Origin of the sequence: Rhodococcus sp. NPDC049939 (assembly GCF_040656415.1) — a bacterium.
Lineage (GTDB): Bacteria > Actinomycetota > Actinomycetes > Mycobacteriales > Mycobacteriaceae > Rhodococcus_F.
Map to the genome: position 1 here is coordinate 79,672 of NZ_JBFAMC010000005.1, position 12,278 is coordinate 91,949.

Sequence of the window (12,278 nt, forward strand, 5' to 3'; positions counted from 1 at the left end):
ACTTGGTTTGAGGGTGACGAATTCAGCGCTTGTTCGCGGGATGAGATTTCGGCTGAACCAGACGGCTTCCCGTCCAGTTCCCGAGATTCGCCGCGGAGGTCTGGGTGAGGCCGGCCGTGGGCGCGGACTCTGCGATCTCGCTGGGCTCCACGTGTCCGACCTGACCAGTCTTGGGCGTGAGGACCCACACGAACCCCTCGTCGGACAGTGGGCCGATAGCGTCCATGAGGGCATCGACCAGATCCCCATCTTCGTCGCGCCACCACAACAGCACGACATCGATCACCTCGTCGGAATCCTCGTCCAGAAGTTCTCCACCGATAGCGTCCTCGACTGCCGCGCGCAGATTGTCGTCGGTGTCCTCGTCCCAGCCCAGTTCCTGAACCGCCATGTCGGCGGTGATACCGAGTTTCTGAGCGAAGTTTTGGGCGTCCGCCGCGGCGACCACGGTGGGGTCCTCCTTTGGTTGACGGTGTTCGAGTGCTCGAACACCTGCCGGATGAAGTTCAATCAAAAGAAAGCGAACATGCTCGAGCGCGTTCGCGCAAGCTGGGCACGCGAATATTCTCCAGAATTTGGTCAAACAATGTCATTGACAGAGCCTACGACGGCGGCGTCAGGACGTGGGACGGGCTGTCTGAATCTCGCCGCCGAGCTGGTCTCCCCCGAACTCAACCTTTCGGGCCACTATCTGCGAAAACGCTACCGAACAGTAACCCTGTGAAGGCGTGCTGACTGGGCAGCAATGGGGAAAGATGAAGGACGCGACGGACCAATCATCGATCGGCGTCGTATTCATCAGGACAAGGGTCGGGCCCAAACGGCCGCGATCGCAGGAGAGGACGCCACCCGCGCGTTCCACCACAGAATGAGGAGCAACGTTGTCAGACCTGACCGAGGCACCCGCGTCTAAATCCGAGAAGACCGCCCACGGCGTTCGAGCGGGCCAGCCTGCCAACCCCGGTGCCGAGGGCCGCGTTCGCGTCATTCGCGAGGGTGTTGCGTCGTATCTGCCGGATATCGATCCAGATGAGACCTCGGAGTGGCTGGAATCGTTCGACGGACTGCTCGATCGGTCCGGGCCCACTCGCGCCCGGTATCTGATGCTGAGGATGCTCGAGCGGGCTGGGGAGAAGCATGTCGCGTTGCCGGCTCTGACATCCACGGACTATGTGAACACCATCCCGACGGAGAGCGAGCCGTGGTTCCCCGGCGACGAGGAGGTCGAACGGCGGTACCGGGCGTTCATCCGGTGGAACGCGGCGATCATGGTGACCCGCGCACAACGTCCGGGTGTCAGCGTCGGCGGCCATATCTCTACCTACGCCTCGTCAGCCGCCCTGTACGAGGTGGGGTTCAACCACTTCTTTCGCGGCAAGGACCACCCCGGTGGCGGGGATCAGATCTTCATTCAGGGCCACGCCTCCCCCGGCATCTATGCGCGCGCGTTCCTGGAGGGGCGGATCCCCGCAGAACAGATGGACGGCTTCCGGCAGGAAGCCTCGCATGCGGACAAGGGCGGTGGACTGCCGTCGTATCCGCACCCTCGCCTGCTGCCAGACTTCTGGGAGTTCCCAACGGTGTCGATGGGCTTGGGCCCGATGAACGCGATCTATCAGGCAAGGTTCAACCACTACCTGCACGACCGCGGCATCAAGGACACCTCCGATCAACACGTGTGGGCGTTCTTGGGGGACGGCGAGATGGACGAGCCCGAGTCCCGGGGCCTGGCCCACGTCGCCGCAACCGAGGGCCTGGACAACCTGACGTTCGTGGTGAACTGCAACTTGCAACGCCTGGACGGCCCTGTCCGAGGCAACGGCAAGATCATCCAGGAACTCGAGTCGTTCTTCCGCGGCGCGGGCTGGAATGTGATCAAGGTCGTCTGGGGCCGCGAGTGGGACAAGTTGTTGCACGCTGACCGGGACGGTGCCCTGGTCAACCTGATGAACGTCACCCCCGACGGGGACTACCAGACCTACAAGGCAAACGACGGCGCGTTCGTGCGCGAGCACTTCTTCGGCCGAGACCCGAGAACGAAGGAGTTGGTGGCGAACCTGTCGGATCGCGACATCTGGAACCTCAAACGCGGCGGGCACGACTACCGCAAGATCTACGCCGCATATGCGGCAGCGACCGCACACAAGGGTCAGCCGACGGTCATCCTGGCGCACACCATCAAGGGCTACTCGCTGGGTAAGCACTTCGAGGGGCGCAACGCCACACATCAGATGAAGAAGCTCACCCTCGATGATCTGAAGAGCTTCCGCGATCTGCAGCGAATTCCGATCTCCGACGCCGAACTCGAGAAGGACCCGAAGCTGCCGCCGTACTACCACCCAGGCATGGACGCGCCTGAAATTCAGTACATGCTCGACCGTCGCCGCGCCCTCGGCGGCTTCCTGCCGGAGCGGCGAACCAGTGCGGCCCCGCTACCGATGCCGCCGGACAAGGCTTACGCCGCAGTGCGGAAGGGTTCGGGAAAGCAGCAGGTCGCCACCACGATGGCGCTGGTGCGGATCATGAAGGAGTTGTTGCGAGACAAGAAGATCGGAAAGCGGATCGTCCCGATCATCCCGGACGAGGCTCGCACCTTCGGAATGGACTCCTGGTTCCCGTCGCTCAAGATCTACAACCCCAACGGGCAGCTGTACACGGCCGTGGACGCGGATCTGATGCTTGCCTACAAAGAATCCGAGCACGGCCAGATCCTGCACGAGGGCATCAACGAGGCCGGCTCGACCGCTTCCTTCACCGCAGTCGGCACCTCCTACGCCACCCACGGCGAGCCGATGATCCCGCTGTACATCTTCTATTCGATGTTCGGATTCCAGCGAACCGGCGACGGCTTCTGGGCGGCCGCCGATCAGATGGCTCGCGGCTTCGTCCTGGGCGCCACCGCCGGCCGGACCACCCTCACCGGAGAAGGCCTGCAACACGCGGACGGGCATTCGCTGCTACTTGCTTCGACGAACCCCGCGGTCGTCGCCTACGACCCAGCGTTCTCGTACGAGATCGCGCATATCGTCAAGGACGGGCTACGGCGAATGTACGGCGGAACCATCGACGCCGACGGCAATATGGAGCCGGGGTTCGGTGGAGAGAACATCTTCTACTACATCACCCTGTACAACGAGCCCTACTCCCAGCCCCCGGAACCGGACAACTTGAACGTCGAAGGTCTGTTGAAGGGCATTTACCTGTTCAAGAAGTCCGAGGCGTCCGTCGCCGGCACCAACGGACGCTCCGCCGATTCCGCGCTCGCCGCGCAGATCCTCGTGTCCGGCGTCGCGATGCCCGAGGGCTTGAGGGCCCAGAAGATTCTCGCCGACGAGTGGGGCGTCGCGGCCGACGTATGGTCGGTGACTTCCTGGGGTGAACTGCGCCGCGACGGCGTCGAATGCGAGAGACTCGCCCTGCGCGACCCTGGTACCGACGCCCCGGTTCCGTATGTCACCAAGGCCCTCTCCGATGCGGCAGGTCCGTTCGTCGCCGCGTCGGACTGGATGCGCGCCGTGCCGGACCAGATCCGCCAGTGGGTGCCCGGGTCGTACACGACCCTCGGCACCGACGGCTTCGGCTTCTCCGACACACGCCCGGCCGCGCGCCGGTACTTCAACGTCGACGCGGAATCGATCGTCGTCGCTGTCCTGGCCGCCCTCGCCGAGCAAGGCGCCCTCGACAGAGCCAAGGCCGTCCAAGCCGCCGACAGGTACCGCATCGACGACATCAGCGCCGCCGCCGTGTCCTACGCCGACACAGGAAGCGCATAACGTCGGATCTTCTCGCCCACCTCGCTCGTGTGTCCGACGGACACAAAGGGCGGGGTGGGCGTAGGTTCTTGAACATGGTCGAGCAGAGCCCGATGGACTCCCGAAGCCGACAACCCAGGGACCCGTTGCCGGATGCACTGCTACGTCGGGTCAAGCAGTTCTCCGGACGCCTCTCGACCGAGGCAGTGACGACAATGCAGGAGCAGCTGCCATTCTTCGGCGACCTCGACGCTGCCCAACGCTCCAACGTGCAACTGGTGGTCCAGACGGCCGTCGTCAACTTCCTGGAGTGGCTCAAGGACCCGGATGACAGCGACATCCTCTTCAGCCTCGACGCCTTCCAAGTGATTCCGGAGGACCTGGCTCGTAGACTCACGCTCCGCCAGACCGTCGACATGGTCCGGGTCGCGATGGAGTTCTTCGAGCAGTGGCTTCCCGCACTGGCGCGAAACGAACAGCAACTGACCGCGCTCACCGAAGCCGTGCTGCGCTACGGGCGCGAACTCGGGTTCGCCGCCGCCTCCGCGTACGCCAGTGCGGCAGAGTCCCGCGGCGCCTGGGACACCAGGCTCGAGGCCCTCGTCGTCGACGCCGTGGTCCGGGGGGACACCGGTTCCGACATGCTTTCGCGCGCGGCAACCCTCAATTGGGACGCCACTGCGCCTGCGACCGTGATAGTTGGTACACCACCTGAAGACGAACGGGTCTCGGTGGTCAGCACTGTCCACACCATCGCGCAGAAGCACGGCCGTGCCGCTCTGGCCGTCGTGCAAGGTTCGCGCCTCGTCATGGTCGTCAGCGGCAAGCTTCAAAACGGGCAGGGCGACTCGAAATTCATGACCGACCTGATCGACAAGTTCGCGGACGAGCCGGTGGTCATCGGCCCGACCACACCAACGCTGGGTGCCGCCCACATCAGTGCTGTCGAGGCACTCGCCGGGATGCAGGCGGTCGCGGGCTGGCGGGGTGCACCTCGACCCGTTCATGCCGCTGAACTGCTCCCCGAGCGTGCACTCATCGGGGACAACGCTGCGGTGACCGCACTGAATGATCATCTGGTCGCCCCGCTCGCGGCTGCGGGAGGCGTGCTCACAGACACTCTGGACGCGTATTTGGACTGTGGAGGTGCGGTTGAGACTTGCGCCCGGCAGCTGTTTGTTCATCCAAATACAGTGCGATACCGACTCAAGCGAATCGCAGAAGTCACCGGCCGCGATCCTACGAACCCACGGGATGCTTACGTCCTCCGAGTGGCCGCGACTGTGGGGCGATTAACACATTCTCATCACGGAACCATAACTAGTTTAACACCAGTCCCACCCTTCCCATTTGGAGAAGTCGGCCTGTAACGAAAGTGTGGCCCGATCCGATGCGATCACCCGACGTGCAATTTTGTGGGAACCCAACAATTCCGCTCACAAAGGTTCATTCGTCACGGCATCTCGCAGCACGCCTTCCACGGTGTTCTCTTGAAGAGTGATTTCGTTGCTTGCCCCGGGTCAGGGCTCTCAGACTCCCGGCATGCTCATCCCATGGTTGGAGCTGCCGGGTACGCAAGATCGCGTCGCGCTGTGGTCGAAGGCTGCTCGCCTCGACCTCATCCGGCTCGGTACAACTGCTACAGCCGAGGAGATCACCGACACGTCGGTCACTCAGCCTCTGGTCGTTGCGACAGCGTTGCTCGCCTTCGAAGAACTCGATGCGCACGGCCTGATTCCAGCGGACACCATCGCCGCCGGACACTCGGTCGGTGAACTCGCCGCTGCCGCCGTCGCCGGCGTCCTGTCGACCGACGACGCCGTCGCCCTCGCCGCCGTGCGGGGAGCGGAGATGGCCAAGGCCTGCGCACTGGAACCAACGGGCATGTCCGCAGTCCTCGGCGGCGACGAGGCCGTCGTACTAGCCCGCCTCGAAGAACTCGGCCTCGAGGCCGCCAACCGCAACGCAGCGGGCCAGATCGTCGCGGCAGGTCTGCTGTCGGCACTCGAAGAACTGGCGGCCAACCCTCCGGAGCGGGCGCGGATCCGCCCTCTCCCTGTCGCGGGTGCATTCCACACCCGGTTCATGGCTCCAGCCCAGGAAGCGGTCAGCGAGGCCGCTTCCAAGATCACACCCAACGAACCCACTCGCACATTGCTGTCCAATTACGACGGCGCGCCGGTCACGTCCGGCGCCGACACACTGACTAAACTTGCCGCGCAGGTCACCCGACCTGTGCGGTGGGACCTGTGCACCGCGAGCCTGCGGGCCGCTCAGGTCTCCGCGATAGCGGAGCTTCCACCAGCCGGAACCTTGGTCGGTATCGCCAAGCGTGAAATGCGCGGTACGCCCACTCTGGCACTCCAGACCCCTGGGGATCTCTCCGCACTGGCCGAACCGGCACGACTCGGCTAGTTTTCTGCGCGTACCGCTGGTGCGCGCAGACTGCAAGCGCGTCCGGTGGGACGTGCACGTACAACTCCAGATACATCTCCAACGAACAAGAAGGGAGCCACTCAGTGGCCGCCACCCAGGAAGACATCATCGCCGGACTCGCCGAAATCATCGAGGAGGTCACCGGCATTGAGCCGTCCGAGGTGACCATCGAAAAGTCCTTCGTCGACGACCTCGACATCGACTCCCTCTCGATGGTTGAGATCGCCGTCCAGACTGAGGACAAGTATGGCGTGAAGATCCCCGACGAGGATCTCGCCGGACTGCGCACAGTCGGTGACGCCGTGGCCTACATCCAGAAGCTCGAAGCCGAGGGTGGCGAAGAGGCCGAGGCTGTCAAGGCCAAGCTCGAAGCAGCCAAGAACGAAGAGGAGTGAGCCCAACCGTGACTTCCGCCTCGCCCAGTGGGAAACAATTCCCCAACATCGTCGTCACCAGCCTCGCGGCCACGACGTCGATCGCCGGTGACGTGGATGGCACGTGGAAGGGCCTGTTGGCCGGAGAGAGCGGCATCGACACCCTTCACGATCCGTTCGTCACTAAGAACGAACTGCCGGTGAAGATCGGTGGCCACCTCAAGGTGTCCCCCGACGAGTTCCTGAAGCGGGTCGAGATCCGCCGGATGAGTTTCGTCGAACGGTTGGCGCTCGTTCTGGGCCGTCAGGTCTGGGAGAACGCCGGTAAGCCGGAAGTCGACGGCGACCGTCTCGGCGTCGTGATCGGCACCGGCCTCGGTGGTGGGGAAGCCCTCATCGAGGCCGTGGACAACATGAAGAAGGGTGGATACCGCAAGGTGTCACCCTTCGCCGTTCAGATGGTGATGCCCAATGGGCCGTCGGCCACGGTTGGGCTCGAGCTCGGAGCGCGCGCCGGGGTGATCACTCCGGTCTCGGCCTGCTCTTCGGGTTCGGAGGCCATTGCCCATGCCTACCGCATGCTCATCATGGGTGATGCCGACATCATCGTCGCAGGCGGTGTCGAGGGGTTCCTCGACTCCGTGCCAATCGCAAGCTTCGCCATGATGCGCGCGTTGAGTACACGCAACGATGATCCGAAGGCGGCGTCACGACCCTTCGACAGGGATCGCGACGGCTTCGTGTTCGGTGAGGCCGGTGCCTTGATGGTTCTCGAGACCGAGGAGCACGCCAAGGCTCGCGGTGCCACGATCCACGCTCGGGTAATGGGCGCGGGCATCACCTCCGACGGCTTCCACATCGTCGCGCCTGATCCCTCTGGGGCCGGCGCTGCGCGGGCCATGACGAGGGCAATCGAAAGTGCTGGACTGACCAAGAAGGACATCCAGCACATCAACGCGCACGCCACAGCTACTCCTATCGGTGACACAGCGGAGGCGAACGCCATCAACGTTGCCGTCGGCAACCATGCCTCGGTATACGCACCGAAGTCCGCGTTGGGGCATTCGATCGGTGCCGTAGGGGCGCTCGAGGCGGTAGTCACGGTCCTGACTCTGCGTGACGGAGCAATTCCGCCCACGCTGAATCTCGACAATCAGGATCCAGAGATCGATCTGGATGTCGTCAAGGGCGAAGCCCGATACGGCGAGGTCGATTTCGCGATCAACAACTCGTTTGGTTTCGGTGGGCACAATGTCGCGCTCGCCTTCGGCCGAGCCTGACAGCCGGTCGTCCTAGATCGGGGGTGGGGGCCCCTGCATTGAGGTCTCCACCCATCGATAGCCCGCTACATGGAGGACGCGATGACAATCCTGGCACCTTCGACAAAGTCTGATTCGTCGATCGACCCGCGCGATCCCCTTGCCCGCCTGGCCAAGCTATTCGACGCCGGAACTGTCGCCCCACTCCACCCGCGTGACAAGTCCGGTGTTCTGGCCGCGGTCGGCAACATCGACGGTGTCCGCACGATCGCCTACTGCTCCGATGCCACCGTCATGGGTGGCGCAATGGGCGTCGAGGGTTGCAAGCACATCGTGGCGGCGATCGACATTGCCCTAGAGGAGGACGCCCCCATCGTCGGGCTCTGGCACTCGGGCGGCGCTCGTCTCGCCGAAGGAGTTGAGGCACTGCACGCTGTCGGCATGGTCTTCGAGGCCATGGTCCGTGCGTCCGGTCGCATCCCGCAGATTTCCGTCGTCCTCGGATTCGCCGCCGGCGGTGCGGCATACGGACCCGCACTGACCGATATCGTCATCATGGCTCCCGAAGCCCGTGTCTTCGTAACCGGACCCGACGTGGTCCGCAGCGTCACGGGCGAGCAGGTCGACATGCTGTCGCTCGGCGGTCCTGACACCCACTCCAAGAAGTCGGGCGTCGCGCACATCGCCGCCCACGATGAGGACGACGCGCTGCATCGGGCACGCCGACTGGTATCGATGTTCTGCGAACAGGGCGAATTCAACCAGTCTGCCGCACAGCACGGCGACACCGATCTCCGTGCCCTCATGCCTGAGTCGGCCAAGCGTGCCTACGATGTGCGCCCGATCGTCCACGAACTGCTCGACAACGTCGAAGGCGAGTCGAGTTTCGAAGAACTGCAGGGTAACTACGCCCGCAGCATCGTCACCGGTCTCGGTCGCCTCGGCGGTCGCACCGTCGGCGTGATCGCCAACAACCCGCTCCGGCTCGGGGGTTGCCTCAACTCCGAGAGTGCCGAGAAGTCGGCTCGCTTCGTCCGCCTGTGCAACGCGTTCGGGATTCCACTCGTGGTACTCGTGGACGTCCCCGGATACCTGCCCGGCGTAAGCATGGAATGGGAAGGCGTGGTTCGCCGCGGGGCCAAGCTGCTCCATGCATTCGCCGAAGCCACAGTTCCTCGCGTCACCGTCGTGACCCGAAAGATATACGGCGGCGCCTATATCGCCATGAACTCCCGCGCTCTCGGCGCCACCGCTGTCTACGCTTGGCCCGGTGCCGAGGTCGCCGTGATGGGCGCCAAGGCCGCCGTCGGCATCCTGCACAAGCGCGCCCTCGCGGCCGCACCCGAAGAAGAACGTGAGGCGCTGCACGAACGTCTCGCAGTCGAGCACGAGAGCATCGCCGGCGGAGTCGACCGCGCCGTCGCAATCGGCGTGGTGGACGAGGAAATCGACCCGTCGAAGACTCGCAGCGTCGTAGCCGCCGCTCTCGCAGCAGCACCCGCTCGACGTGGCAATCACAAGAACATTCCGCTGTGATCGATCTGCGTCCCGCTGGGAACGCCTTCACAACGGGGCTCTCGACTTCGGCGGCACCGCGGCCGCCGAAGGATGAGCGGATCCGCTAGTCAGCCAACGTCTCGACGCAACCAGGTGACCTCAGCGCCTTCGCCGCCGCTACGGAAGGGCTCCAGGGCCTCGTCCCAGGCGGTTCCGAGCGCGTTGTCGATTTCAGTCGCGATATCGCCTTCTGCCTGCATCAGCGCCCTCAGGCGCATCTCGCCGAGAATGACGTCACCGTTGGCGCTCGTCGAGCCGCGCCAAAGGCCCATTCCGGGAACGTAGCTGTACCTTTCGCCGTCAACACCGTCGCTGGCGTCCTCGGTGATCTCGAAGCGCAACATCGGCCACGGGCGGAGGGCGTTGACCAGCCTCGCAGCTGTCCCGACAGGGCCTGCCCAATTCGTGGTCGCTCGCATGACGCCGGCAGAGGCCGGCTGCGAGGTCCACTTGAGGTTGGCCCGGCAATTCAAGGCCGAAGTAAGTGCCCATTCGATATGGGGGCACAGCGCAGACGGCGACGAGTGGATGTATGCAACACCAGTCGTCGCGTCCGCGAACTGATTCAATGCTTGCACTCGAGCCTCCTGCTTCGACGAGGGACGTCTTCCCCAACGACCTCGAGCGATGCAGTCAGCAGGCTCGGTTGACAGTGTGCCTTGTGTTACATGTGTTGCGCCAGTGATTTGAAGAAATCAGTGTGAAATAAACCTGAGATCATTCCTGGCGTTCCGCGAGAATACCGTCGCTCAACTCGGTCCATAGTGGTTTTGCCCAGTCGCCGAACTCCCGGTCCGTCAGCGTGACACATGCCAGGCCGGCAACCGGATCGACCCACAGGAACGTGCCCGACTGGCCGAAATGACCGAAGGTCTGCGACGAATTACGTAGGCCCGTCCAATGCGGACTCTTCGCCGAGCGAATCTCGAAGCCAAGGCCCCAGTCGTTCGGACGCTGGGAGCCGTATCCGGGCAGAATCCCGGCCAGACCGGGAAATTGTACCGATGTGGCATCCGCGAACATCCGAGACGAAATGAGCGCCGGATTGAACAGTTCAGCAACGAAACGGCCGAGATCGCTCGCCGAGGATCGTGCGCCGTGACCAGCTGGACCCACCAGCGCCGACGCACCCATCGAAAGCGGCGTGAAGACAGCTTCGGCGAGATAGTCGGCGAATTCGATCGACGTCTCGGCCACAAGGAAGTCGGCGAGCACCTCGTAGCCCGCACTCGAGTAGATCCGCTTGAGTCCGGGCGCCGTCTGCACACGGTTGACGCCGAACGCGAGCCCCGACGCGTGTGCCAGCAGATGCCGTACGGTCGAGCCTTCGGGACCAGCAGGTTGGTCGAGCTCGACGGCGCCTTCCTCGGCTGCCACCAGGACGGCGTAAGCGCACAGCAGCTTCGTCACCGACGCCAGCGGGAAAACACGCTGCTGGTCGCCGTACTCACCGATGACTCCGTCCTCACGCGACAGAACCACCGCCGCCGCGTTGTCCACCGGCCACCCGGCAATCCGCTCTAGACTCTGCACCAAGTCAGACTACGAGGGCCGGCGGCGGTGAGCTTCAGCGAGTCCTCACCAGTCTGCTTCGGTGTACCGGACGACGCCGCGAATGTTCTTGCCGTCGAGCATGTCCTGGTACCCGTCGTTGATGCCCTCCAGGTTGTATGTACGAGTGACCATGTCGTCGAGGTTCAACTGTCCGGACTTGTACATGGCCAGCAGGTTCGGGATCTCTACCCGAGCATTTCCACCACCGAAGATGGTGCCCTTCAGATCCTTCTGCAGCATGGAGAAAAGGAACAGGTTCAACTTGACGTCCATGTCGGTCATCGAACCCATGGCGGTGACGACGCAGATGCCGAACTTGCTGGTGAGCAGCATGGCCTCTTCGACATATTCGCCGTGCATCTCCCCGACCGTGATGATCGACTTCTGTGCCATCAGACCATTCGTAAGAGACATGATCGGCTCGATTGCGGCGGCGGCGCTCTCGAAGGCATGCGTAGCCCCGAACTTCAACGCCTGCTCCCGCTTCCACGGCACAGGGTCGATGGCAAAGATCTGGCGGGCCCCGGACGCAACCGCGCCCTGCAGCGCACTCATTCCGACGCCGCCGACACCCATGATCACGACAGACTCGCCCGGCTTCACTTCGGCCATTCGCGTCGCCGAACCCCAACCGGTGGGTACGCCGCAGCCGACTAGAGCGGCGACTTCGAATGGGACGTCTTTGTCGATCTTCACGACCGAGGTCTCGTGCACGACCATGTACGGCGAGAACGTACCGAGCAGGCACATCGGGATCACGTTCTCACCGCGCGCATGGATTCGGAACGTGCCGTCACTGATGGCCAAACCGTTCAGCAACCCCATGCCGAGATCACACAGGTTCTGGTGTCCTGCCGAACACGCCGGACACCTGCCACAGGCGGGGACGTACGAGAGCACCACGTGATCGCCGACCTCGAGGTCTTTCACCTCGGGACCCACCTTCGTGATCACTCCGGACCCTTCGTGGCCACCCATCACCGGGAAGGATGGCATGGGCGTCGCCCCTGTGACGATGTGATGGTCGGAGTGGCACATTCCGGCGGCTTCCATGCGAATCTGAACCTCACCCGCAACTGGTTCACCGATCTCGATTTCCTCGACCGACCACGGTTCGTTCAGGCCCCACAGGATCGCACCTTTGGTCTTCATGTGACTTCCAACCCTTCAGTCATGTCTGCATGTCTGCTGATGTGACCATAGACACAAACGGTCTGGATTGGAACATGTTCTACCGAATCGCGTCGGAGGAATCCGGAACCGCTACTCGGGAACGTCCCGGAAACCATGGATCGGATGAGTGACGACGAACGGTCGTGCTTCATCACGAGTTGATGGCTGCGCAC

General features: G+C 63.5%; 10 protein-coding genes. 6 read left to right on the forward strand and 4 right to left on the reverse strand.

All coding sequences use genetic code 11. The annotated features are described in order from the left end of the window. Window positions 1-22 precede the first annotated feature (22 nt). Window positions 23-448 (reverse strand): DUF3052 domain-containing protein, encoded by a 426-nt coding sequence (locus AB0I57_RS17285; RefSeq protein WP_358337773.1) that lies wholly within the window; start codon window positions 446-448, stop codon window positions 23-25. 433 nt (window positions 449-881) lie between these two features. Between AB0I57_RS17285 and aceE the strand changes: the two genes are divergently transcribed. The 6 genes from aceE to AB0I57_RS17315 all read left to right on the forward strand — a co-directional run bounded on the left by aceE (window position 882) and on the right by AB0I57_RS17315 (window position 9,357). Continuing rightward, complete coding sequence (aceE, locus tag AB0I57_RS17290) at window positions 882-3,773, forward strand: pyruvate dehydrogenase (acetyl-transferring), homodimeric type (protein ID WP_358337776.1); 2,892 nt, start codon at window positions 882-884, stop codon at window positions 3,771-3,773. Window positions 3,774-3,847: 74 nt separating this feature from the next. Next, a complete protein-coding gene (locus AB0I57_RS17295; protein WP_358337779.1) occupies window positions 3,848-5,122 on the forward strand; it encodes a helix-turn-helix domain-containing protein in 1,275 nt (424 codons plus the stop codon). A gap of 127 nt (window positions 5,123-5,249) precedes the next feature. After that, entirely contained in the window at window positions 5,250-6,167 is a 918-nt protein-coding gene (locus AB0I57_RS17300; RefSeq protein ID WP_358337782.1) for an ACP S-malonyltransferase, read from the forward strand. 104 nt (window positions 6,168-6,271) lie between these two features. Continuing rightward, the gene (gene acpM / locus AB0I57_RS17305) at window positions 6,272-6,583 is read left to right on the forward strand and encodes a meromycolate extension acyl carrier protein AcpM (RefSeq protein WP_358337785.1); all 312 of its coding nucleotides are present in this window, start codon (window positions 6,272-6,274) and stop codon (window positions 6,581-6,583) included. 8 nt (window positions 6,584-6,591) lie between these two features. After that, complete coding sequence (locus AB0I57_RS17310) at window positions 6,592-7,842, forward strand: KasA/KasB family beta-ketoacyl-ACP synthase (protein WP_358337788.1); 1,251 nt, start codon at window positions 6,592-6,594, stop codon at window positions 7,840-7,842. A gap of 81 nt (window positions 7,843-7,923) precedes the next feature. Beyond that, a complete protein-coding gene (locus AB0I57_RS17315; protein WP_358337792.1) occupies window positions 7,924-9,357 on the forward strand; it encodes a carboxyl transferase domain-containing protein in 1,434 nt (477 codons plus the stop codon). An 89-nt stretch (window positions 9,358-9,446) separates the two neighbouring features. Here the strand turns inward: AB0I57_RS17315 and AB0I57_RS17320 are convergent, their stop codons facing one another. The 3 genes from AB0I57_RS17320 to AB0I57_RS17330 all read right to left on the reverse strand — a co-directional run bounded on the left by AB0I57_RS17320 (window position 9,447) and on the right by AB0I57_RS17330 (window position 12,084). Next, window positions 9,447-9,956: a DUF3145 domain-containing protein gene (locus tag AB0I57_RS17320; protein ID WP_358337795.1), complete on the reverse strand. Its 510-nt coding sequence runs from the start codon at window positions 9,954-9,956 to the stop codon at window positions 9,447-9,449. Between the two features lie 139 nt (window positions 9,957-10,095). Next, a complete protein-coding gene (locus AB0I57_RS17325) occupies window positions 10,096-10,911 on the reverse strand; it encodes a serine hydrolase domain-containing protein (protein WP_358337798.1) in 816 nt (271 codons plus the stop codon). A gap of 45 nt (window positions 10,912-10,956) precedes the next feature. After that, window positions 10,957-12,084, reverse strand: coding sequence for an NDMA-dependent alcohol dehydrogenase (locus tag AB0I57_RS17330; protein WP_358337801.1), 1,128 nt, complete (start codon window positions 12,082-12,084; stop codon window positions 10,957-10,959). Between the last annotated feature and the right edge of the window lie 194 nt (window positions 12,085-12,278).

Bases quoted from the DNA above. Each gene is read 5' to 3' on its own strand.
- AB0I57_RS17330 (WP_358337801.1), bottom strand. From the start codon at position 12,084: ATGAAGACCAAAGGTGCGATCCTGTGGGGCCTGAACGAACCGTGGTCG.
- AB0I57_RS17315 (WP_358337792.1), top strand. From the start codon at position 7,924: ATGACAATCCTGGCACCTTCGACAAAGTCTGATTCGTCGATCGACCCG.
- AB0I57_RS17295 (WP_358337779.1), top strand. From the start codon at position 3,848: ATGGTCGAGCAGAGCCCGATGGACTCCCGAAGCCGACAACCCAGGGAC.